The sequence below is a fragment of the Candidatus Methylacidiphilales bacterium genome, assembly GCA_033875315.1.
In the GTDB taxonomy this organism is placed as follows: Bacteria; Verrucomicrobiota; Verrucomicrobiia; order Methylacidiphilales; family CAZTYG01; genus JANRJG01.
Window position 1 is genome coordinate 22,201 of the sequence record JANRJG010000030.1, and the last position, 25,517, is coordinate 47,717.

Annotated in this window: 21 protein-coding genes and 1 tRNA gene; 13 read left to right on the plus strand and 9 right to left on the minus strand. The window is 60.1% G+C overall.

Annotation, left to right across the window (positions count from 1 at the left end):
- Positions 1-129 precede the first annotated feature (129 nt).
- Positions 130-4,749, plus strand: a complete 4,620-nt coding sequence (locus SFU85_09335) for a S8 family serine peptidase (protein MDX6766982.1) — start codon at positions 130-132, stop codon at positions 4,747-4,749.
- 179 nt (positions 4,750-4,928) lie between these two features.
- A complete protein-coding gene (locus SFU85_09340; protein ID MDX6766983.1) occupies positions 4,929-6,572 on the plus strand; it encodes a rhamnan synthesis F family protein in 1,644 nt (547 codons plus the stop codon).
- A 226-nt stretch (positions 6,573-6,798) separates the two neighbouring features.
- Here the strand turns inward: SFU85_09340 and SFU85_09345 are convergent, their stop codons facing one another.
- The 3 genes from SFU85_09345 to SFU85_09355 all read right to left on the minus strand — a co-directional run bounded on the left by SFU85_09345 (position 6,799) and on the right by SFU85_09355 (position 11,150).
- Positions 6,799-7,452, minus strand: a complete 654-nt coding sequence (locus tag SFU85_09345) for a ubiquinone/menaquinone biosynthesis methyltransferase (GenBank protein ID MDX6766984.1) — start codon at positions 7,450-7,452, stop codon at positions 6,799-6,801.
- 112 nt (positions 7,453-7,564) lie between these two features.
- Positions 7,565-10,075, minus strand: a complete 2,511-nt coding sequence (locus SFU85_09350) for an ATP-dependent Clp protease ATP-binding subunit (protein ID MDX6766985.1) — start codon at positions 10,073-10,075, stop codon at positions 7,565-7,567.
- Position 10,076: 1 nt separating this feature from the next.
- Positions 10,077-11,150 (minus strand): protein arginine kinase, encoded by a 1,074-nt coding sequence (locus tag SFU85_09355; protein ID MDX6766986.1) that lies wholly within the window; start codon positions 11,148-11,150, stop codon positions 10,077-10,079.
- Positions 11,151-11,259: 109 nt separating this feature from the next.
- On the opposite strand from SFU85_09355, the gene SFU85_09360 reads away from it, so the two are divergent.
- The gene (locus tag SFU85_09360) at positions 11,260-11,700 is read left to right on the plus strand and encodes an Rrf2 family transcriptional regulator (GenBank protein MDX6766987.1); all 441 of its coding nucleotides are present in this window, start codon (positions 11,260-11,262) and stop codon (positions 11,698-11,700) included.
- 74 nt (positions 11,701-11,774) lie between these two features.
- On the plus strand, positions 11,775-12,962 hold the full coding sequence (gene moeB, locus SFU85_09365; protein MDX6766988.1) for a molybdopterin-synthase adenylyltransferase MoeB: 1,188 nt from the start codon (positions 11,775-11,777) through the stop codon (positions 12,960-12,962).
- Between the two features lie 510 nt (positions 12,963-13,472).
- On the opposite strand, the gene SFU85_09370 is transcribed toward moeB, so the two are convergent.
- From SFU85_09370 to SFU85_09390, 5 genes are all read right to left on the minus strand, one after another.
- The gene (locus tag SFU85_09370; GenBank protein MDX6766989.1) at positions 13,473-14,438 is read right to left on the minus strand and encodes an NAD(P)-binding protein; all 966 of its coding nucleotides are present in this window, start codon (positions 14,436-14,438) and stop codon (positions 13,473-13,475) included.
- Between the two features lie 4 nt (positions 14,439-14,442).
- Complete coding sequence (locus SFU85_09375) at positions 14,443-15,462, minus strand: ADP-ribosylglycohydrolase family protein (protein MDX6766990.1); 1,020 nt, start codon at positions 15,460-15,462, stop codon at positions 14,443-14,445.
- Positions 15,463-15,691: 229 nt separating this feature from the next.
- Positions 15,692-15,762 (minus strand) — tRNA-Gln (locus SFU85_09380).
- Between the two features lie 46 nt (positions 15,763-15,808).
- On the minus strand, positions 15,809-16,426 hold the full coding sequence (gene purN, locus SFU85_09385; GenBank protein MDX6766991.1) for a phosphoribosylglycinamide formyltransferase: 618 nt from the start codon (positions 16,424-16,426) through the stop codon (positions 15,809-15,811).
- Complete coding sequence (locus SFU85_09390) at positions 16,423-16,902, minus strand: adenylyltransferase/cytidyltransferase family protein (protein MDX6766992.1); 480 nt, start codon at positions 16,900-16,902, stop codon at positions 16,423-16,425. The genes purN and SFU85_09390 overlap by 4 nt, the downstream gene beginning before the upstream one ends.
- Positions 16,903-17,017: 115 nt before the next feature.
- Here SFU85_09390 and SFU85_09395 point away from each other — a divergent pair, with 115 nt between their 5' ends.
- The 6 genes from SFU85_09395 to SFU85_09420 all read left to right on the plus strand — a co-directional run bounded on the left by SFU85_09395 (position 17,018) and on the right by SFU85_09420 (position 21,053).
- Complete coding sequence (locus SFU85_09395) at positions 17,018-18,517, plus strand: glycosyltransferase family 2 protein (protein ID MDX6766993.1); 1,500 nt, start codon at positions 17,018-17,020, stop codon at positions 18,515-18,517.
- A complete protein-coding gene (locus tag SFU85_09400; protein ID MDX6766994.1) occupies positions 18,507-18,779 on the plus strand; it encodes a hypothetical protein in 273 nt (90 codons plus the stop codon). The genes SFU85_09395 and SFU85_09400 overlap by 11 nt, the downstream gene beginning before the upstream one ends.
- The gene (locus SFU85_09405) at positions 18,779-19,054 is read left to right on the plus strand and encodes a CopG family antitoxin (protein MDX6766995.1); all 276 of its coding nucleotides are present in this window, start codon (positions 18,779-18,781) and stop codon (positions 19,052-19,054) included. Before SFU85_09400 ends, SFU85_09405 begins: the two co-directional genes overlap by 1 nt.
- A gap of 197 nt (positions 19,055-19,251) precedes the next feature.
- Positions 19,252-19,824 carry a type II secretion system protein gene (locus SFU85_09410; protein MDX6766996.1) on the plus strand — a complete coding sequence of 191 codons (573 nt, stop codon included), beginning with the start codon at positions 19,252-19,254 and terminating at the stop codon, positions 19,822-19,824.
- A 3-nt stretch (positions 19,825-19,827) separates the two neighbouring features.
- Positions 19,828-20,436: a prepilin-type N-terminal cleavage/methylation domain-containing protein gene (locus SFU85_09415; GenBank protein MDX6766997.1), complete on the plus strand. Its 609-nt coding sequence runs from the start codon at positions 19,828-19,830 to the stop codon at positions 20,434-20,436.
- Between the two features lie 212 nt (positions 20,437-20,648).
- The gene (locus SFU85_09420) at positions 20,649-21,053 is read left to right on the plus strand and encodes a transposase (GenBank protein MDX6766998.1); all 405 of its coding nucleotides are present in this window, start codon (positions 20,649-20,651) and stop codon (positions 21,051-21,053) included.
- Positions 21,054-21,344: 291 nt separating this feature from the next.
- Here the strand turns inward: SFU85_09420 and SFU85_09425 are convergent, their stop codons facing one another.
- Complete coding sequence (locus SFU85_09425) at positions 21,345-22,286, minus strand: metalloregulator ArsR/SmtB family transcription factor (GenBank protein ID MDX6766999.1); 942 nt, start codon at positions 22,284-22,286, stop codon at positions 21,345-21,347.
- 80 nt (positions 22,287-22,366) lie between these two features.
- Here SFU85_09425 and metK point away from each other — a divergent pair, with 80 nt between their 5' ends.
- The 3 genes from metK to ahcY are packed head-to-tail and all read left to right on the plus strand — an operon-like array spanning position 22,367 to position 25,446.
- Positions 22,367-23,569 carry a methionine adenosyltransferase gene (gene metK, locus SFU85_09430; protein ID MDX6767000.1) on the plus strand — a complete coding sequence of 401 codons (1,203 nt, stop codon included), beginning with the start codon at positions 22,367-22,369 and terminating at the stop codon, positions 23,567-23,569.
- A 44-nt stretch (positions 23,570-23,613) separates the two neighbouring features.
- The gene (locus SFU85_09435; protein ID MDX6767001.1) at positions 23,614-23,970 is read left to right on the plus strand and encodes a four helix bundle protein; all 357 of its coding nucleotides are present in this window, start codon (positions 23,614-23,616) and stop codon (positions 23,968-23,970) included.
- Between the two features lie 42 nt (positions 23,971-24,012).
- Positions 24,013-25,446: an adenosylhomocysteinase gene (gene ahcY, locus SFU85_09440; protein ID MDX6767002.1), complete on the plus strand. Its 1,434-nt coding sequence runs from the start codon at positions 24,013-24,015 to the stop codon at positions 25,444-25,446.
- The last annotated feature ends 71 nt before the right edge of the window (positions 25,447-25,517 follow it).

Consider the following 25,517-nt stretch of genomic DNA (forward strand, 5'->3'; position numbering starts at 1 on the left):
GGATAGAGCCCTCCATTTATGCGTCTGTATTCCCGAGCCAGCTCCTTTTTGCTGATTGTTGCCCTGACCGTGCTAATCGGTGTGGGCTCATGGCTTCAAGACGTTCAAAAACGTCAGGATCGGTCATCCGTGTCTGATTCGACAACGACGGCAGATGTGGATTCAAGGACTTCGACCCAGGAGTCTCCCGGGTCCGAAGCCGGTGTCGAAGTCGGGACCGAGTCCATCGATGCCTCCAGTCCTAACAAATTTGGCGATTCCAGACCCGCAAAGCCCGCAGGAGGCCGGATGGTCGGAGCCGGCAATCTGAACGAGAACGCTGAGGGCACGACTCCAGAGGGAGTAATCACCGGTTCCGAGTCTTTCAATGATTCCACAAATGATAAGTCCACGGAGATCGCCAACGTTCTCGCCGGGCGTGATCTTTCCGATCCTGCAGAGCGTGCATGGGCTGTGGCGCGCCTGTCGGAAATCCAGGAGGCGCAGCGAGAGGCCGTGCTGGCCAAAGCCTCCCGTTTGGGTATTCCGCTCCGGATGCGGGGCCCGGGGCACCGGGTCTCGGAGTTGTACACTTTCCAAGGGGACCGCCCGGTCTACCGGCACACCACCAACGCCAACGCCGCCATTTCCAGCGGAGCCAACCTGCTCTTCGGCGGAAATTTCAGTCTCTCGGGTTCGGGGGTGAAAGTGGGGGTGTGGGACGGCGGTTCGGTGCGTTCAACCCACCAGGAATTGACCGGGCGTGTCACCTTGAAAAATGCCTCCGCCGCCCTGGATGACCACGCCACCCATGTCGCGGGCACCATTGGCGCCTCGGGAGTCCAGGCCGCCGCCAAGGGCATGGCCCCTTCGGTCGCCATCGATTCGTATGAGTGGACGGACGATTACACGGAAATGACGGCTGCTGGTGCGTCCAGTGCGGGCCAGATCACGACCAAAATCCCTTTGTCCAACCACTCCTATGGCTACGATGCCGTCACGGCCGATATGGGACGCTACGAAACCGAGGCCAGATCGGTGGATGCGGTGGCCGCCGCCCTGCCCTACTATCTGCCCTTCTGGGCCGCAGGCAACGAACAGGACACCCTCACCGCCAAGGGTGGATTCCAATCCATCACCTACAATGGTCTGGCCAAAAACATCATGACCGTGGGCGCCGCTAACGACGCCGTCACATCCGGACTGCGTGATCCCGCCAAGGCGGTCATCGCCAGTTTTTCCAGCCTGGGTCCCTGCGACGACGGGCGGATCAAGCCCGATCTGGTCGCCAACGGGGTCAATGTCTATTCCAGCATCAGCACCGGCAATGCCGCTTACGACGGTACCTACAGCGGCACCAGCATGGCCACGCCGTCGGCCATGGGTTCGGCCGCGCTCATCGTCCAGCTTTACGCCCGCGAGTTTTCCGGCCAGTTGATGCGGGCCAGCACACTCAAGGCCCTGCTCATCCACACCGCGAGCGATCGAGGCAATCCCGGACCGGACTACACTTACGGCTGGGGCTTGATCAACGTCAAGGCCGCAGCCGACTTGGTCCTGGCACACAAGGCCAGCCTGGCCAGTCCCAAAATCATCGAAAACTCCCTTTCTTCAAGCCAGACCACCCGGAACCATACTTTCACTTGGGACGGCAGCAGCCCGATCCGGGCCACCCTCTCGTGGACCGACCCCGCCGGCACGGCCCAGACCAGCCAGGACAGCCGCACCCCGAACCTGGTCCGCAATTTGGATCTGAAAGTCACCGCGCCGAACGGCACCACCGTCTACCGCCCATACATCATGCCTTTTGTCAACACGTGGACCCAGGCTTCCATGTCCCTCAATGCCACCACCGGCGTCAACAACACCGACAACGTCGAGCAGGTCTTGGTCGCTTCCCCGTCGCAGGCCGGCACCTACACCCTCACGGTGTCGATCAATGGTACCCTCACCACCAACCAGACCTACTCCCTCATCGTGACAGGCGGTTCCGCTGCGGCCGCCAACCCCGCCCCCAACGTCACGCTGACCTCTCCGGCCAGTGGGACCACCCTCCTCTCCGGCAACCCAGTGGTGCTGTCGGCCAATGCCACCGACACCACTTCGACCGGGGCCACGGGCACCATCTCCCAGGTGCAATTCCTCAGCGGCAACTCCGTGGTCAACACCGACACCGCCGCACCCTATACCTTCAGCTGGACGCCACCCTCTGCCGGAACCTACACGCTCAGCGCCCGTGCCACCGACAGCGAAGGGGCCAGCGCCTCATCGTCTGTGGCCACCCTTACGGTCCTGAGCGGCAACGGGGCCCCCACCCTTGCTTCGTTTTCGCCCACCAGTGGTAGCGTTGGAACTTCGGTGGTCATCACCGGAACCAATTTTTCCGGAGTCACTGCCGTCCGTTTCAATGGGGTCGATGCCACATCCTTTACCAGCGATTCCAGCACCCAGATCACCGCGGTCTATCCCTCCGGGGCGGGGACCGGTCCGGTCACGGTGATCAATGCCTACGGCACCGGCACCAGTCCGGGCAATTTTACCTTGGCCGCTGCGCCGGTGCTGATCAGCCAGGTTTATGGCGCAGGAGGGTTGTCTGGGGCGGTTCTCAGTGCGGATTATGTGGAATTGCGCAACACCACCGGCTCGCCGGTCAGTCTGGCCAACTGGTCGGTCCAATACGCCAGCGCCAGCGGAACGACCTGGTCGGTGAACAACCTTTCGGGCTCGATTCCGGCCTATGGTTTCTACCTGCTCAAGTTGGCTTCCGGAACCACCGGGGCGGCATTGCCCACGGCGGATGCCACCGGTGGAACGAACCTCAGTGCCTCCAGCGGCAAGATCGCCCTGCGCAACAGCATCACCGGATTCACCGGCTCATCCCCCATCGGACAGGCCGGTCTGCAGGATTTTGTCGGCTACGGCACGGCCAACGCCTTCGAGGGTGCGGCTGCCGCACCCGCAGCGTCTTCCACCACGGCCATCCTCCGGGCCGGGAACGGGGTGACTGACAGCGGCAACAACAACAGCGATTTCAGCTCCGGCTCGCCCAACCCGCGCAATTCCAGCGGCGGGACGGTGGCCCCGGTCATCACCAGTGCCTCCACGGCGGGCGGCTCGGTGGGATCGCTCTTCAGTTATCAAATCACTGCTTCCAATGGGCCGACATCCTACTCCGCCAGCCCGTTGCCTGCCGGACTGACGGTCAATGGCACCACCGGCGCCATCTCCGGCACACCGACCACCGCCGGAACGACCAATACCACCTTATCCGCCACCAACAGCGGTGGAACCGGCACGGCCGCCCTGACCATCACCATTGTCGCCAGCGGGGGAGGGGGAGGAGGCGGGAATAGCACGATCTTCAATGAAGATTTTACCTCCATCACCTCTGGAAACAGCACTTCCACAGCAGGATCGAACACAACCTGGGCAGGTAACGGGAATTTTACCACGACCAACAACGCATTTCAGGCAGGCGGGGCCGTGCGCATCGGCTCCAGCAGTGCAAATGGATCCATCACCAGCCGGGTCATCGATCTCAGTGGTAACGGGGGGAATTTCACCCTGAGTTTCAAAGTCAAGGGTTGGACCGACTATGAGGGCAATCTGTTGATCAATATCACGGGGCAGACCACCCAGTCGGTCAGCTACACCAACCTGATGACAGACCCCTTCGAAACCAAGTCGCTCAATTTTACCGGCGGCCAGGCCTCATCAACCATCACATTCTCCACGCCAACCAAGCGGTTGTTCCTCGATGACGTCTTGGTGACCAGGGCCGCAGCGTCCGGCCCGGTGATCACCACCAATGGCACGCTTTCCACCGTCAACACCACCTACGGCACCGCCTCGCCCACGCCGTCCACCTTCACCCTCTCCGGCGACAACCTCGCCGCAGGCGTCCTGGTCACCGCCCCCGCGGGCTTCGAGGTTTCGAAGACCGCCGGTGGCGCTTCGGGTTACAATGGCACCCAGACGGTCGGTGCGGCTGGGACTCTGGCGGCCACCCCGATTTATGTCCGTCTGGCTTCCACCACAGCCGCCGGATCCTATGACGGCAATATCCTCTGCACCAGCCCGGGCGCTCTCCCGGTCAACGTCGCCACGGCACCTAGCGTGGTTTACCCCAAGCTCCTGACCGTGACCGCCAACGACCGCACCAAGGCCTTCGGCACGACCCTCTCCCTCGGCACCTCCGCCTTCACCACCAATGGAACGGTCGGTGCCGAAACCGTGGGAACGGTCACCCTCAGCGCCAGCGGCGGCACCGGGGCCTACGACGCCCAAGGAGACTATGAAATCATTCCCTCCAACGCCAGCGGTGGCACATTCAACCCGGCCAACTACGACATCTCCTATGAAACGGGTCTTCTCACCGTGACCGGACAGTCTTTCGCCTCCTGGCTCAACGGCCTTTACACCGGGAACAACGCACTACCCGATGCGGACCCCGACTTCAACGGCCTCAGCAATGCCTTGGAATTTTTCTACGGCATGAGTCCCGGCAACAACAGCTCCGCGGCTCGGCCGATCCTAACTGTCAACGCCAGCCAGATGAGCCTGCAATACCGCCGCAGCAAGTCGGCCGCCGGAGTCACGGGAACGGTGGTGTGGAGCAATGAGCCCGGGAGCTCCGGTACATGGTCGTCGGAAGGCATCACCGACAACCTGGTCAGTGATGAGGGAACCTATGAAATCCGGGAGGCGGTGTTGTCGCTCCAGCCGACGGACATCAAGAAATTTCTCCGCTTTGACATCGTTCTGCCCTGAGTTCCAGATCCCGTCCTTGCCCAGAAAAAAATACGCTTCCTTCCCTAGGGAGTCGGTGTGCATAGTGTGACGGAGTTGACCTTTGATTCATGTGGCAAAGTTTTTTCAGTTTTGTTCGATCCTGTTTTGTTGAAGTCCTGATTCTCAATTGGATCGCACGGACAGAACGCACATCCCGCTTGGATCACTTTTTCCGTCCCGGCCTGTTTCGTGTGCTGCGCCCGTTGGATCCTGGGAAAAAAATCGTTCTGTTGGTCACTCCGGGTTCTTCGCCGGATGGGGCGGCGGAGATGACCCGGATCCTTGCCCGGGGATTCCGCCGCACGCACCAAGTTGTGGTCTTGGTGGTGGGATCTGGTGGAGGAGCAACATTTTGGAAGGACGAGGCCGATTGTTGCTTCGAAATTCCTGCTGTTTGGTCGCACCGTAGGGTCCTTTTGCAGGCCTTGCTCCGCAGGCTCTGCGAAGTACATCCGTTCGAAGCGGGAATCCTGCATTCGACCGTCTGCTGGAATTTCACGGAAGCCTTTTCACGTTTTGACGTGCCCTTTCTTTTTTGCCTTCTGGGGGCAGAGCGCGATTTTCTCAACTTGGATGAATGGCGTTGGCTGGTTTGGCAGACCGATCGCGTTGTTTTTCCTTCCAGGGAGGCACTGCACCATCTGGTGGACCAAGATTCCGTTCTATCCAACGCACGTATGGTGGTGGTGCCTCCTCCCCAAGTGGACCATCCGGAAATCTATCAGTCTGCTTTGATGGATTTGACAGCAGAAGTGATCAAAGAAAAGGCCTGTGAATTGGCCGATCGCCAGACCATCCTCCGTGCGAAACTGCTACACCCGGACTACCTTGAGCCTCATCTGAGGTCGCAGCAGCCGGAAGAACAAGTGCGGGTGTACACCCGCAAATGGCGGAGTGGGATTATCCCCAGCAGGCCCTTTCCCGGATTCAATCCAGGCATGTATTTGGACGCCCATCCGGACTGTCGTCGCGACCCTCTGGCCCATTGGTTTGACTCGGGCCAACCATCGGGACTATGGCGAATGCCGTTGTTGTACCCCGAAGATACGGCTCCCCCGGATGCGCGCGCATTCCGGGGGGTCGCACTGCACATCCATGTGTATTACCCGGATGTGGTGCCCGACATGTTGAAGCGCTTGTTGTCGAACCATTTCCGGCCCGACCTCTGGATCACAGTCAGTGAGGCCTGCGATGTTTCGGAGGTCGCAGCTTTGTTCCGGGACTACCCGGGCAGGGTCGAATATGTTCAGGTGCCCAACCGGGGCAGGGATCTGGGACCCTTGATCACCGCTCTTGGCCCGCGCCTGGTGCGGGATTATGAGATTGTCGGACACATCCACACCAAAAAAAGGCTCTGGCATGATGATGGCAAACTCGGAAAAGTTTGGCGCGAGTATTTGTTGGAACACATGGTCGGCGGTGGAGGGCGCCGCATGATGGATCGAATATTGGCGGCATTGGAATGTGATCCAAAACTAGGCTTGATCTACCCGGAGCGGAGGCATTTGGGGACGTGGGATGATCCCGAGTCGCACACACAACGCCTTCTGGCACGAATGGGATTGTCTGTAAGTTGCGGGTTGTGTCCCGATTTTCCGGCGGGATCATTTTTTTGGGCCAGAACCTGCGCCCTGCAACCCTTTCTCGAGCTTGGCTTGGATTGGGCGGATTACCCGGATGAGCCCGCCCCCAATCAGCATGCCAACCTGCATGCGCTGGAGCGATTGTCGCCGCTTGTGGTGGCCAGTCGCGGCTATCAGAATGCTTTGACCTATATCTCCGGACTCAATTGCCCGGTATAGCCGGAACGGTGCAATTGATATCGTATAGAATCACAGGGAAGCCGGTAGAAACATAGCGAATGGGGGAGAAAAGGGATTCTCCGAACGGTGATCAAAAGAGTCGTCGCCCAACCCCTTTCTTCCCCAGAGTCCTTGTGGTTGCTGAATCGCATGATTCCGGTTTAGAACCTGTCTGAATGTTTCTTACTCAGGCAGAAAACGCCCGGAGCAACGCCATCCGGCGGGATCAAGAACGACTGGCGCGGTGCAGGGCCACGATCCCCAGGGTTGGGCGGGACCAGTGCACTTCCCCAAATCCTGCCCGCTCCAACTCCCGGCCAATCTCCTCCACATCGGGAAATGCACTGATGGACGAAGATAGGTACTCATAAGCGGCCCGGTCACGGCAGAGAATTTTTGCCGCACGGGGTAGGAGATGGCGCAGATAAAAATAATAGAACGGACGGAACCAACGGAAGGGCTGGGAAAATTCCAGGATGTGGACCGTGCCTCCGGGCTTCAGCACCCGGTGGATTTCCCGCAGGGCCCGCTCGCGGTCCTCAAAGTTCCGGTAGCCGAAGGCCAGGGTCACGGCATAGAAGGAGGCGTCGGGGAAGGGCAGGGCCAGGGCATCGGCGACCACGGTTTTTTTCACGCCCTTGGCCCGGGCGCGTTCGAGCATGGGTTCGCAGAAATCTCCGCCGACCGCGTCGAACCCCGCCTGTTGCAGCGCCAGGGTGACGTCGCCGGTGCCGCAGGCGAGGTCGAGAATTTCCGATTTCTGATGATTGAATTCTGATTTGGGTAATGAGCGGACGAGGAGGAATCGCCACCAGTAATCGACACCGCCGCTGAAGAGGTGGTTCAGGCGGTCATAGGGGGCCGAGATCCGCGCGAACATTTCACGGACGGAGGGTCCGTGAGGTTTCCTGTTTTCTGTTTCCGTTTTGCGGTTCAAGGCGCTCAAACACTAAACCAGAAACCGCTAACTGGAAACGATTCGCTTCGCGGACTCAGGCCGACTTCGAACCGACGGGCTTGTCCTGTGGTTCGCCCGGCGTGAAGGTCAGCTCGGTGCCTTGGAGATCGACAGCGACCACGCATCCTTCCTTGATTGTGCCGCGGATGATTTCCTCCGCCAGCGGATCTTCGAGGAAACGCTCGATGGCCCGGCGCAACGGACGGGCCCCGTATTGCGGGTCGTAGCCCTTCTCGATGAGGAAATCCAAGGCGGGCTGGGTGAGCTTGACCAGGATTTTGCGTTCGCGAAGCCGTTCGCCGACTTTCTTGATTTCCAATTCGACGATCTTGGTCAGATTCTCGCGGGTGAGCGAGTGGAAGACGATGATATCGGTCAGGCGGTTGAGGAACTCGGGCTTGAAGACCTTCTTGGCTTCTCCAAGGAGTTTTTCCTTGATGGCCTCGTAGTCGGCCGCGTCGGGATCGGCGGTGCCGAAACCCATGGTGTTGTTGCGCTTCACCAATTCGGCCCCGACATTCGAGGTCATGATGATGATGGTGTTGCGGAAGTCGACCTTGCGACCAAGGCTGTCGGTGATGGTGCCGTCCTCGAGGATTTGCAGGAGGATGTTCCAGACGTCGGGGTGGGCCTTTTCGATTTCGTCAAAGAGGACCACGCAATAGGGACGGCGGCGGACCTTTTCGGTCAATTGGCCGCCTTCTTCATAGCCCACATAGCCGGGGGGCGAACCGACCAGGCGGGAAACGTTGAACTTCTCCATGTACTCGGACATGTCGAGCTGGATGAGGGCGTCTGCTTCGCCAAAGACGTGTTCGGCCAGTTGCTTGGCCAGATGGGTTTTGCCCACCCCGGTCGGGCCGAGGAAGATGAACGAGCCGATGGGCCGTTTCGGATCCTTGAGATCGGCGCGCGAACGGCGCAGGGCTTTGGAGAGGGCGTGCACCGCCTCGTCCTGGCCGATGACTTTGCCCTTGAGTTCCTCGCCGATGGTGAGGAGTTTGGCCGTTTCCTTGGCCTCCAGACGGGTCAACGGGATGCCGGTCCATTTCGAAACGATGGTGTAGACGTCGTCGATGTCGACGAGTACTTCGGTCTCGTCGCGTTTGCGGCGCCACTCGGCCATGGTGTTTTCCAGGCTGAGACGGGCTTCCTTTTCCTTGTCGCGCAGGGCGGCGGCTTTTTCAAAGTCCTGGTCTTTGATTGCGGCTTCCTTTTCGGACTTGATGGTTTCGATCTTCGCTTCGCTGTCCTTCAATTCGGGAGGCAGCATGCTGGCGGAAATGCGCGCGCGCGAACCGGCTTCGTCCATGATGTCGATGGCTTTGTCGGGGAGGAAGCGGGCGGTGATGTAGCGGTCCGAGAGCTTGACCGCGGCCTCGATCGCCGGGTCGGTGATTTTGGCGCGGTGGTGCTGCTCGTATTTCGGGCGCAGTCCCTTGAGGATGAGGACGGCCTCGTCCACGCTGGGGGCTTCGACCTTGACCGACTGGAAGCGGCGTTCCAAGGCAGAGTCCTTCTCGATGTGCTTGCGGTATTCGTTGAGGGTGGTCGCGCCCACGCACTGGAGCTCGCCGCGGGAGAGGGCGGGCTTGATGATGTTGGAGGCGTCCATCGCCCCCTCGGCCGAACCGGCGCCGACGATGGTGTGGAGCTCGTCGATGAAGAGGATGATGTTCTTGGATTTGCGGATTTCCTCCATGACCGCCTTGATGCGTTCCTCGAACTGGCCGCGGTATTTGGTGCCTGCGACCATGAGGGCGAGGTCGAGGGTGATGACTTTTTTGTCGCGCAGAAGTTCGGGGACGTTGCCGGCGACGATTTCCTGGGCCAGGCCTTCGACAATGGCGGTCTTGCCCACGCCGGCCTCGCCGATCAGCACCGGATTGTTTTTAGTGCGGCGGCAAAGGATCTGGATGACGCGTTCGATCTCGTTCTTGCGTCCGATGACCGGGTCCATTTCGCCCTTGGTGGCGAGTTCGGTCAGGTCGCGGCCGAAGGCTTTGAGGGCCGGGGTTTTGACTTCCTTGCGGCCTCCGGAGGCACCGCCTTGGGCTTCGGCGGCGGGTTCGCCACCGGGGGCTTCCTCTTCCTGTTCGCCGGCTTCGAAGTTGGGGTCGAGTTCCTTCAGCACCTCGTTGCGGGCGCGTTCGAGGTCGACGTCGAGGGTCTTGAGCACACGGGCCGCCACGCCGTCGCCCTCGCGCAGGAGGCCGAGGAGGATGTGCTCGGTGCCGACGTAGCTGTGGTGGAGGGCCTTGGCTTCCTTGCCGGCGAGGGCGAGGACCTTTTTGACCCGGGGGGTGTAGGGGATGTTGCCCGAGATCTTGGTATCAGGGCCGGAGCCGACCTGTTTTTCGACTTCCATCCGGACGGTCTCGAGGTCGAGGCCCATCTTTTGCAGGACATTGACCGCGACGCCCTGGCCGAGTTTGATCAAGCCGAGGAGGAGATGTTCGGTGCCGACGTAGTTGTGGTTGAAGCGGTCGGCTTCCTTGCGGGCAAGGGCCAGGACCTGTTGGGCGCGGGGTGTGAAGTTGTTCATTTCAGGAAATCTTGAGTTTTTTGATGTTGGGCGGCGGGACCGCCTTGAGTTTTTCCCGCAGCAAGTCCGCCCGCACGGCGTCCCGTTCTTCCGCGCCGAGTTTGCGCCCGGCCTCCTTCTGTAGGTGGGCCGGTTGGGTGTGGACGAAGAGGTCGTCGAGCTTGTCCTTCAAAGTAATCGGGAGGACGCCCAAGTCCACCCCCAAAATGAGCAGGGAAAGCAGGTTGAGTGCCTCTTTGGATGACATGGCATGGGCATGTTGCATGACCCCGAAGGCGCGGCCCAGTTGGTCGGCCACCATGCGGCCTTTTTCCTGCACCAGTTTCTGGCGTGCGTTCCATTCGTTCTCGATCAGTTTACCGATCACCTTGTGCAAGCGGTCGAGGATCTGCTGTTCGCTTTCGCCCAGGGTCATCTGGTTGGAAATCTGGAAGAGGTTGCCCAGGGCCTCGGTGCCTTCCCCGTAGAGGCCGCGCACGGCCAGGCCGATCTGGTTGACCGATTTGATCACCTGGTTGATCTGGTCGCTCAGGACCAGGCCGGGAAGGTGGAGCATCACCGAGGCTCGCATACCGGTGCCGACGTTGGTCGGGCAGGCGGTGAGGTAGCCCAGCTGCGGCGAAAAGGCGAAGTTGAGTTTCTTCTCCAGGCCGGTGTCCACGGCATCTGCGGTCTTCCACGCCAGGTCGAGATCGTAGCCGGGGAAGATGCTCTGGATGCGCAGGTGGTCCTCCTCGTTGATCATGATGCTGATGGTGCGGTCGCTGCTGACCACCAGGCCGCTGCCGGAATTCTTGGCCGCGTGCTCTCGGCTGATCAGGTGTTGCTCGACCAGGACTTGTTTCTCCAGTGGACTGAAAGTATCCATCGGCTGGTCGTAGTGTGGTTGCTTGAGCGAGGCCAGCAGCCGCACGGCGGGCTGGACTTCGGCGAGCAGGCGTTCGCGGTCGGATTTCTTGAGCCAGCCGGGAAAGGGGTGTTCGCGCAGGTTGCGGGCCAGCCGCACGCGGCTGCTCATGACGATGCCGTGGCCGGGGCAGTCATTCAGGGTGGGCAATTTGGCGGTGTTGGCCATGTCTCAACTTAAGCGGTTGGGATGGAAAATGCAACAGGGCGGGTCTCTTCGTCCCTGTAGGGCTCGCGAGGGCATTGACGGAGTGAGGAGTCGGGCCCACAATCTGCCCGTGCGCGTATCGAAGAAGAGTGAATATGCCGTCCGGGCACTGCTGGAGATCGCGTTGGGTAGATTGGAGGGCCGGGAATGGCGGCAGATTTCCCAGATTGCCGAGGCCACCCGCATCCCGGAAAAGTTTCTCGAACAAATCCTGCTGGCCCTCAAGAAACGGGGCTTGTTGCAAAGCCGGCGCGGCGTGATTGGGGGCTATGCGCTGGCGGTCGAGCCCGGGGCCATTCGATTGGATGAGGTCATCCAGATCCTCGACGGAGAAACCTCAGGAGAAGCCACCGACCCGGCCGGGGACATCGGGGCCAGAGTCTTTCGCCGCCTTCTGGCCCGCTCCGAGGATGCGGCCCTCGAAGTCCTGCGGGGCGTTACCCTGGCCCAATTGGTCGAGGAAGCCCACCAGATGCGCAGTTCCCCCTCCGGTATGGACTACCACATCTGATGGCTGATGGTTGATTCCGAATCAGTCCTTTCCTCTTGAAGCGACCCGGGCTTGGGCTACTTTTTCCCTTCCCCATGAGCCATCTGGACCGCATCGCCCAAGCCGCCGCCGCGCAGGAGTTTTCCAACGAGGAAATCAAACGCTACAGCCGACACCTCATCATGCCCGAGGTGACGATGGAGGGCCAGAAAAGGCTCAAGGCCGCCCGGGTGCTGGTGGTGGGTACCGGTGGACTCGGTTCCCCCCTGTTGGCCTACCTCGCCGCCGCCGGCGTCGGGAAAATTGGCTTGGTCGACTTCGACCGCGTCGATACCTCCAACCTCCAGCGCCAGATCATCCACGGCACCTCGAGCATCGGGAAGCTCAAGACCGAGTCCGCCGCCGCCGCCATGCGGGAAATCAACCCCCACGTGGAAATCCAGCGTTACGACGTCCCCCTGACCTCGGAGAACGCCATGGGGATCATCCAGGACTACGACATCGTGGCCGACGGGACCGACAACTTTGCCACCCGCTACCTGGTCAACGATGCCTGCGTCCTCCAGAACAAGCCCAACGTCTACGGGTCCATCTTCCAGTTCGACGGCCAGTCCACCGTCTTCTGGGCCGAGAAGGGCCCTTGCTACCGTTGCCTCTACCCCGAGCCGCCCGACCCCGGCCTCGTCCCCAGTTGCGCCGAAGGCGGCGTGCTCGGTGTGCTCCCCGGGATCATCGGCGTCGTCCAGGCCATCGAGGTGGTCAAACTCATCATCGGCAAGGGCGACCTTCTGGTCGGCAGATTGTTGTTATTCGACGCCTTGAAGATGAAGTTCCGCGAGATGAAACTGCGGAAAGATCCGACCTGCCCGATCTGCGGGCCGACGGCGACGATCAAAGAGCTCATCGACTACGACCAGTTTTGCGGCACCCCCGCGGTCGATGCCCCCGCGCGGAAGCTCCTGGCCCTGCCCGAAATCAGTCCGGTCGACCTGAAGAAGAAACTCGATGCCAAGGAAGACTTTGTGCTGCTCGACGTACGCGAGCCGCACGAGACTAAGATCTGCGTGATCCCGGGTGCGACCCAGGTGCCGATCGGGGAGCTGCCCAAGCGGCTGCACGAATTCGACAGTGCGAAAGAGATCGTGATCTATTGCAAGGGAGAGATCCGCACCGGCCAGGCCTTCCGCCTGCTCCAACAAGCCGGTTTCGGAAAGCTCAAGGCACTCGAAGGTGGCATCGAGGGTTGGGCAGAAGACGTAGATCCCTCGATGCCCACTTACTAAACTGTGCCAGTAGTCGGTTGGCAATAGGCGGCAGCACTGACTTGGCCGAGAGCCGGAAGCCAACTGCATGACCCATTTCCCACAGAAAGTCGGCCAAGAAACGTGAAGTCATACCAAATTAAAATGACTGAGTGACAGGATCAACGGGAGGGCGATCCGCCTGAGCCTAACCATGCAGTTGTTACCGCGAAGAGCGCTAAGTTCGCGAAGTTATACGGATTTTGGCTGGCAAAAACTGCATTCACCGATCGGTGAACCCGAAGTCAAATGTCATGCAGTAGGACGACTTCTTTTTGTATTCCCAATCATGTGTTTCTGCCTCGCGTTCTTCGCCGCGTGAGGTCCCGTTCGGCGTGACCAACGCGGTCACGGGACGTCCTTCGTGGTGGACTGAATTGTTTCGCCTGAGGCGGACAGCCGAGCCGGTTTGTGGTCTTTCTTCCAAGAGCGGATCAGCAGGAATCTTGTCTTCCCCTAGGCGCTTTATCACCTGCTCAATGTGATTGGGTATCAAGTGCTTGTTTTGGCCAGCAGGGTGAGGGCGGTGTGGTGGCCGGACTCCCAGGCGCTTTCCACCCTCGGGTGGGCAATGGCATCGCCTGCATACCACCATCCCTCGGGCAGGTCTTCCGTCGTCACGACGGCGGTGGTTTTTGCGTAGCGCCAGCGGTGGGTGAAAAGCGCCGTGGGTTCCAGGTTCCCCAGTTGCCAGGCAGCGGAGGCGAGAGTGCCCAATTCCGCCGACCAAAGGGCGGGATCTTCTTCGAAACGGGCCTGACTGAATGGGGCGGATGCCTGGGCCACGAGGACGGTACGATCCCCGGTGACCCTTCCGGTTTTGTGGTTTTCGCAGGCGGTCCACGCCAGCACGGGATCCTCGGGACGGGAGATTCCATAGGCGGAGGGGGTCAGGCCATGGCGGGTGCCTTCAAACTCCAGAACCAGGGTCAGGCAGGGGGCGTAGGGTTCGTTGGGAGTTGAGCAAGAATCGAGTCCCAGTCCCGCCAGGGCGCGGGTTTGGGGCCAGGGGGCGGTGGATAGGACCCGGTCGAAGGATTCCCCGCCCACGATCCATTGGGTTCCCTGGGGCTGGGGTTTCTCGATTTTTTGCTCGAGCCGCACGTCCAGTCCCTGTGCCAGGTCGCGGGCCAGATGGCTGTTGCCCGTGGCATGGTAGAAGCGCGGTTCGTCCGGCAGGGGCTGTTCGTCCGGGCCGAGGATGGGGGCGGCCAGGGAGCGGATGGAGGAACCACAGGATTGTTCCAGGGCTTTGCGGAAGGGTTCGGTCCGGCGGGTGAAATACTGGGCGCCGTGGTCGACCCGGTGTTCCCGCCAACGTTTGGTCGCGCAGCGTCCGCCGAAGCCGCGGGATTTTTCGAAAACGACCACGCGGCAACCGGCATCGTGCAGCACCCGGGCCGCGGCCACACCGGCCATGCCTGCTCCGATGACGGCGATGGAAAGAGGGCTAGCCATACATTCAGTCCGGTCTGGGAAAATCCGCCAACAGTCCGGCCAAGCGGGGGTAGTCGTGCAGTCCGGTGATCCATTCGGGGGGCAGGCCTTCCTTCCCGGAACGGGCGCCGGTGAGGGCGCCGACGACCACGCCGCGGTGGCAGTTGTCGCCGCCCAATCGCGTGTTGGCCATGATTGCGCCGCGAGGGTCGTTTTCGTATTTGCAGGCCAGGAAGAGGGCGGCGGGAAAAGCGTCCCCTATGTAGCAGGCGGTGCTGAAACGGGAACCGACGACATGGGATTCGTCCTCCTCGCGGGCCCACCGGGCGTAGGGGTGTTCCAGGGCGGGATGTGCGGCCGGGCCTAGATTTTTCGAAGCGGAGGTCCAGTTTTCTCCCAGGATGAAGGCCTGGAGCAAACGGGCGAAGGTGCGGGCGGCGTCCTGGACCTGGGCGTTTTTGTGGGTCAGCGAGACATGGCTTTGCACGGCCTGGAGGAGTTTTTCGTCGTCGTGCAGATACCAGAGCACGAGGGGGACGACCATGGCGAGTCCGCCGATGTGGATGTCGTCGATGCCGCAGCGGTCCGGTTTTTTTCCTTTGGCGTGGTTCTGGAAGAATCCCCGGTGGAACTCCTCCACGTAGGTGTCGCGGTGCGACCCGGGCGTGAGCATGAAGGCGAGGTAGCGTTGGACAAAATCGTTGCGGTCGTAGCCCTGGCAAGAGATGAGGGATTCCGCGAGGACGGCGGCGAGTTTCAGATTGAGGGTGTTTTCCCCGGCCTGGAGGAACTGGTGGTAGTGGATGTCCTTCAATCCCCAGAAACGGGCCTGATCGTGCAGGATGTCGTCCTTGGGGCCGGTGGCGGTGTAGTGGCTGCGCCAGAGGATGCTATCGGGGTGGTGGGGTAGGGGTGGTTTGTAAGAGTCGAGGGTTCCGTAATCGCGGGCGATGAGGGCGCGGCTGTAATACCAATGGGCGGGCATGGCCAGGGCATCACCTATAAACGACCCCCACCAGGCGCCGTGGGCTCGGGAAACGGACATGGGGTCAGATTACGTTCGGCAGGGGGAAACGCAAACGCCCCGGAAGTTTCGTAACCACCAAGACTCCAAGACACCAAGGTTTGAAGTTTGGAAAGGAGCCGGAGAGCGATTGATTTGGATACCCGAACGATCAATGCAAGAGTTGATCAAAACCAAGCCGATCTCATTGGAGACTTGCGTTTTGGTGGTTGACCCGCTGATTCGTTCCCGCGTTCTGCTGGGGGTAGGGTTGCCCGACATGGATTCGAACCATGAATAATGCCTCCAAAGGGCACTGTGTTACCGTTACACCATCGGGCAGGGGATGGAACTGATGAGCCTAGGCCGGACGTTTTTTTTCGCAAATCTAAAATCCGCCTTGGTCGGGCCAGGGGATGCCCCCCCTGGCCAGGTCGGCGACGACCGCCGGCAGCAGGCGATGTTCGGCTTCCTGGATGCGGGCGTGGAGGGTTGTTGCGGAATCGCCCGGAAGGACGGGGACTTTTTCCTGGCGGATGATGGGACCGCCGTCGAGGGAATCATCGACCCAGTGGACGGTGCAACCGGTTTCGGCAACGCCGGCATCGAGGGCCTGCTTCCAGGCCTCCAGTCCTTTGAACGCGGGAAGCAGGGAGGGATGGATGTTGAGGATGCGTCCGGCGAAGGGTTGCAAGAGCGGGGACTTGAGAACGCGCATGTAACCCGCCAGCACAACCAATTTGGCGCCCGAATGCCGGATGGTTTGTGCCAAGGCGGATTCGATTTCCGGTTCGAGTTTGGTTTTGAATTTTCCCGTCGGGCAGACGTAGGTGGGGAGGCCGCGTGCGGCGGCGTGTTCGAGGATGGGGGCATGGGGCAGGTCGCTGGCCACGAGGACGATCCGGGCGGGGATTTCGCCGCGGTCGATGGCATCGGCGAGGGCGAGAAAATTGGAGCCCCGGCCCGAGCCGAGGACGGCGACCGGCAGGAGAGGGCCATGCGTCATGGTTGTCTCATCCGGTTGACTAGAGAGGTGGTGGAACGGCCGGGGACGAGCTGGAGGAGCTCGATGCGGGAGCCAGCAGCTTCGAGGATTTTCCGTTCCTCGGGGTCGAGGGTGTCCAGGGTGTAGTCCCCCCCCTTGGCGTAAATGTCCGGTCGTGCGGCGGCCAGGAAGGCGGTGGCCCGGGAGCCGGGAAAGATACAGACGGCATCGACGCAGGCCAGGCCGGCCAGGACTTCGGCGCGGTCGCTGGCGGTGTTGAGCGGGCGGTTGGGGCCTTTGAGTTGGCGCACACCTTCGTCGTCGTTGATGCCGACCAGCAGTAGTTGCCCGAGGGTTCGGGCGTGTTGGAGGTAGCGCACATGGCCGACGTGGAGCAGGTCGAAGCAGCCGTTGGTGACGACCCAGGATCCGGAGGCGGCGCTGCTTTGTCGCCAGTTCTCCAAATCGTTAAATGCGACACATTTAGGGAAGTTCATAGAGTTTCCGGATCATGGTTTTTCTCTTGACCCTCCCCACGTAAGCAGCAACATGCGGCCCTGTGCAATCCGAAAGTCCGTTGGCTTTCCAACGGTCCTAGAAGCACTTACGAATATGTTCGGTATCCTTTGGCTGGCTTCATATGCCTTCGTTGTGATCGGGTTGTCCGTTTACGGACTGCACCGATTGTGGATGGTTCGCACTTACCTCAAGTACCGCCACCTCAAGCCTTTGCCCATGGCCCGTTTCGGGCAGTTGCCCAAAGTCACCGTGCAGTTGCCGATTTACAATGAACGTTATGTGGCCGAGCGACTGATCCGTTCGGTGTGCGCCCTCGATTACCCGTCCGATCTTCTGCAGATCCAGGTCTTGGATGATTCGACCGATGAAACCAGCGGCTTGGTGGCCGGGCTGGTGCGGGAGTACCAAGGCAGGGGCTTGGACATCGAACACCTGACCCGGAAAGATCGATCGGGGTTCAAGGCCGGTGCGTTGCAAGAGGGCATGAAGCAGGCCAAGGGCGAGTTCATTGCCATTTTTGACGCGGATTTTGTTCCGCCCCCCGAGATGCTCCGTCAGACGATCGATTTCTTCACCGATCCTGCCGTTGGGATGATCCAGACCCGCTGGGGTCACCTCAATCGTGGGTACAACCTCCTGACCCGGGTGCAGGCGCTGCTTCTCGACGGGCATTTGATCATCGAGCAAACGGCGCGTTCACGTTCCGGGCGTTTCTTCAATTTCAATGGCACAGCCGGCATCTGGCGGGCCTCCACCATTGCCGATTCCGGGGGGTGGCAACACGACACCCTGACCGAAGATCTGGACCTGAGTTACCGGGCGCAGTTGCAGGGCTGGAAATTTGTCTTTGTCCCTGACCTGGTCACACCGGCCGAGTTGCCGGTCGACATGAACGCCTTCAAGGCCCAGCAATACCGTTGGGCCAAGGGTGCGGTCCAGACTTGTAAGAAACTCCTGCCAGCCGTCTGGCGTTCCCGCCAGCCCCTGCGAGTCAAGTTGGAGGCCACCTTCCACCTCACGTCCAATTTTGCCTACCTGCTTCTGGCCTGCATGGCCCTCTTAGTCCATCCCGACCTCAAGCACCAGGGGGTTCACTGGCAATCGGTTCTCCTTATTGACCTGCCCATTTTCATGGCGGCTTCACTGTCGATCTTCCTGTTTTACGCCGCGGCCCTGCGCGCGGGGGGGGTGAGCTGGATCCAGATCGTCTTCTACATTCCCATGCTCATCGCCGTCGGCATCGGGTTGTGCCTCAATAATGCCCGGGCCGTGCTCGAAGCCGTCTTCAACCACCACTCGGAATTCACCCGCACGCCAAAATACGGGGTCTCCGAGCGATGGACCACCTGGTGGCGGATGAATTACCGATCGGCCCGAACGGTCCTCCCTTGGCTGGAATTGTTGTTGGCGGCCTACTACCTCACTTTCGTCTGGTATGCGGTGCAGCACCGGCAGTGGTGGTCACTGCCGTTTTTCTGCCTCTTTGCCTTCGGCTTCGGCTACTCCGGCTGGCTGTCGATTTTCCAAGGTTCCTTCTTTTCACATCTGGGGGAACGGCTTAGGGTGGGCATCGCCACGCGTTATGGAGTTTGACTGGACCCTGTTTTCCGGAAAAGGGGTGACCTTGGAAGAAGCCGCCGAGAGCTTCGAAGACCCCTTTAGTGTGCGACTCTGGCCGGAGCGGGGGGACATCGCCGAACACAGCCGTTATTTCTGTCTGGGCATGACGTTGCGCGGTCGTGGCGTTTTTTCTGTGTACAGCACCAATGGCAAGCAGATCAAAGTGCTGACCGCCCGTGAATTGACCGAGGAAGAGAGCTTTTTCTACAACCGCAAGGCCCGGGAGTACTTCTGATGGAAACCATCACCAAATGGGAACAGATCCCCCGTTTCGCCTCGGTCGAGGAGGAACGCGACTACTGGCAGCAACACCAGTTGGATGGACGGATCATGCAGGAGGCCTGTTTCAAGTCCGACGGCACCGAGTCCACCACCATCACCCTCCGCATGGACCCGCGCATGTTGGCCCGCCTCAAGCGCCTGGCCGGGCAGCGTTACCTCAATTATCAGAGCATGATCAAGCAGTGGCTGGCCGAGCGGCTGGAAGACGAACTCGACAAGCGTTCGTGAGGCGGTCGCGGACGGGTGTGGGGTGGGTTTACCGCGAAGCACGCGATGGGGTTTTTTTGTGGACCCCGGGTCCCATGGCATCATTCCGAAAATTTCGAGTGCACCGAGTCCTTTGCGGTGAAATCTTCCCCTGATTTCGTGCAGCACAGCCTCCCAAAAGGGATTTACAAGGTCCATACGGGCCCTAGTTTATACCCATGAGCCCCGTTCGTCGCAACCGTCGTGCCTTCACCCTGATCGAACTTCTGGTGGTCATCACCATCATCGGCATCCTGGCCGGCCTGGCCCTGCCTGCGGTCAATGGGGCTCTGAATACCGCCCGCAAGGCCGAAGCCGGTGCCATGGTCAATCAGCTCCGCACAGCCATGGTCAGCTATCAGACCGAGTATGGCACCTGGCCCGGCCTTTTTACCGGGACGGACGCCAGCACCAACTCCGGGGATACCGCACTCTACAATATTTTGATTGGTTCTACCTCGGCCACTGCCAGTGATCAAAATCCCCGCCGCATCGTCTTCATGGAATTCAACACCAAAGTCCTCCGTTCCAACATCAGCTCCAGCAACAAGACCCCGGATGCCAGTGGTACCAAGTTTGTCGATCCTTGGCACCAAGCCTACTGGATCCAGGTTGATTCGGACTATAATAACCAGATTGCAGTCGGAGATAATCAGGGGACCATCAATGCCTCCGTGGCCATCTGGTCGCGTGGCCCTCAGAAGTCTTACGATGGCACGGACAAAACAAAGTACGTCACCACTTGGAAGTAATCCATGACCGCCACCTCCCGCCCTTCCCGCCGCGCCTTCACCTTGATTGAACTCCTGGTGGTCATGACCATCATCACCGTCCTGGCCGGCATCACCATCGGGGTCATGGGCAACGTGCAGAAAAAAGCCGCCACCAGCCGCGCCTCGGTGGAAATCGCCGCCATTGAAACCGCGCTCGAACGTTACAAAATAGACAATGGCGATTATCCCGTGGCCAACGGCATCGCCATCACCAGCAATTTGTATTCCTCCAACCCCAGCAACGCCACTTACACCACGTCCGGGCGCACACTGTTCACCGCTTTGATGGGACGCTCGGCCTATTCCGCCACCGCCAATGCCACCGCCTACATCGAGTTGAAGGAAGGCCAGGTCGGCTCGCTCACGACGAACTCCTACATCCAGGATCCCTTCGGTTACGCTTATGGTTACTTTTACGATTCCGCCGGGAACGTCAACAGCGTGGCCTCCGCCAAATCCCTTTTCAACCAAGTGGTGCCGGACATCTGGTCCACCGCGGGAGAAACCGGCGCCGTCACCGTGACCAACGATGGCTCGGCCAACTACGCCCGCTACCTCCGTTGGGTGACCAACTGGGGCAGTCGGCAGTAGGTTTTTTTCCTCCCGAAGGGTCACACGCCGTGTGACCGGGATGAGGAAACAACCCAAGAAGTCTTCTCAGGATCTCGTCCGGGGAATCCGTGCTCAAAAGTTGCTTCCGGTCGCAGGGCCTGCGACCCTCCGGAAGTTGGAAGAAAAAAGCCGAGAAATCCAGGAAGCATCCGATTCATCTTCCTCCCCGTGATTGGAACAACCGGGCACCTTTGATTTTCCTGACTGTGGCCGTGAATGGAAGAAGGCCGTTGCTGAACCGAGATACCATTTACCAACTGTTGAAATCCGTCTGGTCCGACGCCAAAGATTGGAAGGTTGGGCGTTATGTTCTATTGCCCGACCATGTGCATTTGTTTTGTGCCCCTGTATCCATGAATCCCATTCTATCCCTTCCTTCGTGGATCACCTATTGGAAACGAACCAGCACCAGGCGTTGGCCTTATCTTGAAGAAAAGCCAGTTTGGCAAAGGGAATACTGGGATCGTCAACTCCGTTCCGTGGATCATTACGAATCCAAATGGAATTATGTTTTTCAGAATCCGGTGAGGGCTGGGTTGGTGAAGGAAGCGGAAGATTGGCCCTATCAAGGAGTGATCGAAAATTTGGAAGCTTGATTTATTTACCGGAGGGGCGCACGCCGTGCGTCCGGATGAGAGGCAATCAGTGGAATGCCCTGGGAATGAGGTTTGGGGAATTCGACCTGCCAGATAAGCCCGGTCGCAGGGCCTGCGACCCTCCGGGAAGGAGGAAAGACAGTAAGACCGGTCCGGAGGGTCACACGCCTTGTGACCGGGATGAAGGGATGACGTGGGCTAAAAGTTGCCTGTCTCGGACAGGACAATCGATATTGCAAGATGAGCCCGGTCGCAGGACCTGCGACCCTCCGGGAAATTCAAGAACATCCGCTACTTCGTCCCCACCGCCAGCAGGGTCTGGAAATGGGGGGCCTCAGTTTCCTTGGCCACGATGGATACCGAGGTCTGTTTGAACCCTGCCAGGCGCATCATCTGGTCCAGATCGGTCTCGGCAAAGCCCAACCAGGTATCGGCGTAAAGCTCCCGCGCCTTGTCGAAGGTGTGGGCGTTCAGGTCCAGAATCAACACCCGTCCGCCTTTTTTGAGGATGCGGTAGGCGGCATCCATCGCCTTCTGCGGGGTGGCGGCATGGTGCAGGGCCTGGCTGAGGATGACCGTGTCCACGCTCGCGGCCGCGATGGGCGGGTCTTCCATGTCGCCCAACCGGTATTCCAATCCCTCCAGTCCGTTTTCCCGCGCCAGTGCGGACCCCACTTCGACCATGCGCGGGGAGTTGTCCACTGCGATGACCTTCTTCGCCCGCACCGCCAGCATTTGCGATAGCAGGCCCTCGCCCGCACCGAGATCGGCGATGGTTTGGGGGGGGAGCATCTGCAGGAGCAGGTGGCCGACCGCCTCCCAGGACCGGCCGGGGCAGTATTTTTTCCCCAAGCGACCGGCCAGGGTGTTGAAATACTGGCGGGTGGTTTCCTTGCGTCGCTTCAGGATCAACAGGCGGGCCTTGCGGTCCTTTTCGTGGGTTTCCAGTTCCTTGGCCGCTTCCAGCGCGGCCTGACAAAGGGGGGTGAGGATGGCGGGCAGGGTGTCTGACCAGCGATAGTACGTGCGCTGGCCTTCGCGGCGGGTCAACAGCACGCCCGACTCCTTCAACTGGCCGAGATGGGTGGAGATGCGGGACTGTCCCAGATTGAGGGCCTCCTGGAGTTCGGCCACCGACATCTCATCCCCCTGCAGGAGGCTCAGGATGCGCAGCCGGGTCGGATCCGAAAGCAGGCCAAGCAACTTGAGGCGGGAAACGGGTCCGGCGGGCATGGCAGGGAAAATATCATTCCATCATGATGCGTCAATATTTTGTCTTGCACCGGGCAGGCGCCGGATTACGCTATCAGCCTATGTCAGACCGCTACATCTTCTCCTCCGAGTCCGTCGGCGAGGGCCATCCGGACAAAGTTTGCGACACCATTTCCGACGCCATCCTGGATGCCTGCCTCCGCGTCGACCCCCGCAGCCGCGTGGCCTGCGAGACCTTTGCCAAGAGCAACGTCGTGGTCGTGGGCGGGGAGATCACCATTCCGAAAATCGGGCTCAAGCCCATCGGTGATGTCATCAACATCGACAAGACCATCCGCGACGCGGTCCGTGGCATCGGCTATGTCCATGACGACGATGTCTTCCATGCCGACCGGATCTTCATCAACAATTACCTGACCACCCAATCCCCGGACATCGCCCAGGGTGTGGATGCGGTCAAGGCCAAGGGCAAGAAAACGGCCGAGCAAGGGGCGGGTGACCAGGGAATCATGTTCGGCTACGCCAGTGATGAAACGCCCGAACTCATGCCCGCGCCGGTCATGTTTGCCCACCGCCTCGGGCGCGAACTGACCCGCATCCGCAAGCAGGGCAAACTCGCCCCCTGGCTCCGTCCCGATGCCAAGAGCCAGGTTTCGGTGGAATACATCGACGGCAAGCCCACCCGCATCACCAACGTCGTCATCTCCACCCAACATGCCGCCAGCGTCAGCCACGCGGAAATCGAACGCTTCTGCATCGAACAGGTGATCAAGAAAGTCCTGCCCAAACGAATGCTCACCGACAAGACCGAATACCTGATCAATCCGACGGGCAAATTCGTCGTTGGCGGTCCCCAGGGCGACAGCGGCCTGACCGGGCGCAAGATCATCGTCGACACCTACGGTGGCATGGGCCGCCATGGTGGCGGGGCCTTCTCGGGCAAGGATCCCTCCAAGGTCGACCGCAGCGCCGCCTACATGGGCCGCTGGGTGGCCAAGAACATTGTCGCCGCCGGTCTGGCCCAGCGCTGCGAGGTGCAGTTCGCCTACGCCATCGGCCACCCCAAGCCGGTCAGCGTGCACATCGACACCTTCGGCACGGGTGCGGTGGCCGATGCCCGCATCCTGCGCGCGGTCAACCAAGTCTTCAGTTTCAAACCGGCCGACATCGTCAGCCAGCTCAACCTGCTGCGCCCGATCTACAGCCTCACCACCAACTACGGACATTTCGGGAAGAAAAACCCCGAAATCACCTGGGAGAAAACCGACAAAGCACAAGCCCTGCGCAAAGCGGCGGGGGTGTGAAAGTTTTAGGTTTTAAGTATTAAGTTTTAAGCTGACTCGCGGCCATGGCTTACAAATCTTTCGAGGATCTGGAGGTTTGGCAGCGTGGATGCAGGATGTCAGTGGATCTTTTTTTAGCATTCGAAAAATGCCGCTTCCCCAATCTCAAAAGTCAGATTGAACGGGCTGGCCTTTCGGTGGCTTCCAACATTGCCGAAGGTGCTGAACGTGGCGGAACAAAAGAATTTTCGCAATTTTTGAAAATAGCAAAGGGGTCGAGTGGCGAAGTTCGAACCCAGTTGTATATTGCCCAGAAGTTGAAAGCAATCGACGTCACAGAAGCAAAAAGACTGGTGAAAGAATCAAAAGAAATCTCAGCCATGTTGGAAGGGTTGCGAAAGTCTGTCCACCGATCAGCTTAAAACTTAATACTTACAAACTTAAAACTACAACAAAGGACCACCATGAGCACCACAGCCACCACCACCGCCAAGACCCACGACTACAAAGTCGCCGACATCGGCCTCGCCGACTGGGGACGCAAGGAAATTGAAATCGCCGAGCAGGAAATGCCCGGCCTGATGTCGATCCGCAAGAAGCACGCCGCCACCAAGCCGCTCAACGGCGTGCGCATCACGGGATCGCTCCACATGACCATCCAGACCGCCGTTCTCATCGAGACCCTCAAGGATCTCGGGGCCGACGTCCGCTGGGCCAGTTGCAACATCTTCTCCACCCAGGACCACGCCGCTGCCGCCATCGCCAAGGCCGGCATCCCTGTCTTTGCCTGGAAGGGTGAGACCCTGGAAGAATACTGGGAGTGCACCTGGCAGGCTTTGACCTGGCCCAATGGAAAAGGACCGCAGTTGATTGTCGACGACGGCGGCGATGCCACGCTGCTCATCCACAAAGGCGTGGAACTTGAGGACGGGGACAAATGGGTTGATTCCGCCTCCAAGAGCACGGAAGAACAGGTCATCAAGGACCTGCTCAAGAAGATCAAGGCCGAGAATCCCTTCCACTGGCATGAAGTGGTGAAGGACTGGCGCGGGGTTTCGGAAGAAACCACCACCGGCGTCCACCGCCTCTACAAGATGATGGAAGAGGGCAAACTCCTCGTCCCCGCCATCAACGTCAACGATTCCTGCACCAAGTCGAAGTTCGACAACCTCTATGGTTGCCGCCACTCGCTCATCGACGGACTCAACCGCGCGCTCGACGTCATGATCTCCGGCAAAGTGGCCGTGGTCTGCGGCTACGGCGATGTCGGCAAGGGCTGCGCCCAGTCGCTCAAGGGCCAGGGCGCCCGTGTCATCATCACCGAGATCGACCCGATCTGTGCGCTCCAGGCCGCCATGGAAGGTTACGAAGTCACCACCATCGAGGACACCCTCGGAAGGGCCGATATCTACGTCACCACCACCGGTAACGCCGACATCATCACCGTAGAGCACATGCAGAAGATGAAGGACCAGGCGGTCATCGCCAACATCGGTCACTTCGACAATGAGATCCAGGTCGACAAGCTGAATGCCCTTGCGGGCGCCAAGCGCGTCAACATCAAGCCCCAGGTGGACAAGTATGTCTTCGGCGACGGCCGGGCCATCTTCCTCCTCGCCGAGGGGCGCCTGGTCAACCTCGGTTGCGCCACCGGTCACCCGAGCTTTGTCATGTCGGCCTCGTTCTCCAACCAGACCCTGGCCCAGATCGACCTCTGGCACAACAAGGACACCTACAAGCCCGGCGTCTACCGCCTCTCGAAAAAACTCGACGAGGAAGTGGCGCGCCTGCACTTGGAGAAGATCGGGGCCAAGCTGACCCGCCTGACCAAGGCCCAGGCCGACTACATCGGTGTGCCCGTGGACGGCCCTTACAAGCCCGAGCACTACCGTTACTGATCCCCGAGCGGATACAAGGAAACGGCGCGGGAGCCATCCCGCGCCGTTTTTTTGTGTTCATTTTTTTCATT

Excerpts from the sequence above, each read along its gene's own strand:
- SFU85_09345 (MDX6766984.1), bottom strand. The coding sequence starts at position 7,452 with ATGTTCGCGCGGATCTCGGCCCCCTATGACCGCCTGAACCACCTCTTC.
- SFU85_09350 (MDX6766985.1), bottom strand. The coding sequence starts at position 10,075 with ATGAACAACTTCACACCCCGCGCCCAACAGGTCCTGGCCCTTGCCCGC.
- SFU85_09355 (MDX6766986.1), bottom strand. The coding sequence starts at position 11,150 with ATGGCCAACACCGCCAAATTGCCCACCCTGAATGACTGCCCCGGCCAC.
- moeB (MDX6766988.1), top strand. The coding sequence starts at position 11,775 with ATGAGCCATCTGGACCGCATCGCCCAAGCCGCCGCCGCGCAGGAGTTT.
- SFU85_09370 (MDX6766989.1), bottom strand. The coding sequence starts at position 14,438 with ATGGCTAGCCCTCTTTCCATCGCCGTCATCGGAGCAGGCATGGCCGGT.
- SFU85_09375 (MDX6766990.1), bottom strand. The coding sequence starts at position 15,462 with ATGTCCGTTTCCCGAGCCCACGGCGCCTGGTGGGGGTCGTTTATAGGT.
- purN (MDX6766991.1), bottom strand. The coding sequence starts at position 16,426 with ATGACGCATGGCCCTCTCCTGCCGGTCGCCGTCCTCGGCTCGGGCCGG.
- SFU85_09390 (MDX6766992.1), bottom strand. The coding sequence starts at position 16,902 with ATGAACTTCCCTAAATGTGTCGCATTTAACGATTTGGAGAACTGGCGA.
- SFU85_09395 (MDX6766993.1), top strand. The coding sequence starts at position 17,018 with ATGTTCGGTATCCTTTGGCTGGCTTCATATGCCTTCGTTGTGATCGGG.
- SFU85_09400 (MDX6766994.1), top strand. The coding sequence starts at position 18,507 with ATGGAGTTTGACTGGACCCTGTTTTCCGGAAAAGGGGTGACCTTGGAA.
- SFU85_09405 (MDX6766995.1), top strand. The coding sequence starts at position 18,779 with ATGGAAACCATCACCAAATGGGAACAGATCCCCCGTTTCGCCTCGGTC.
- SFU85_09410 (MDX6766996.1), top strand. The coding sequence starts at position 19,252 with ATGAGCCCCGTTCGTCGCAACCGTCGTGCCTTCACCCTGATCGAACTT.
- SFU85_09415 (MDX6766997.1), top strand. The coding sequence starts at position 19,828 with ATGACCGCCACCTCCCGCCCTTCCCGCCGCGCCTTCACCTTGATTGAA.
- SFU85_09425 (MDX6766999.1), bottom strand. The coding sequence starts at position 22,286 with ATGCCCGCCGGACCCGTTTCCCGCCTCAAGTTGCTTGGCCTGCTTTCG.
- metK (MDX6767000.1), top strand. The coding sequence starts at position 22,367 with ATGTCAGACCGCTACATCTTCTCCTCCGAGTCCGTCGGCGAGGGCCAT.
- SFU85_09435 (MDX6767001.1), top strand. The coding sequence starts at position 23,614 with ATGGCTTACAAATCTTTCGAGGATCTGGAGGTTTGGCAGCGTGGATGC.
- ahcY (MDX6767002.1), top strand. The coding sequence starts at position 24,013 with ATGAGCACCACAGCCACCACCACCGCCAAGACCCACGACTACAAAGTC.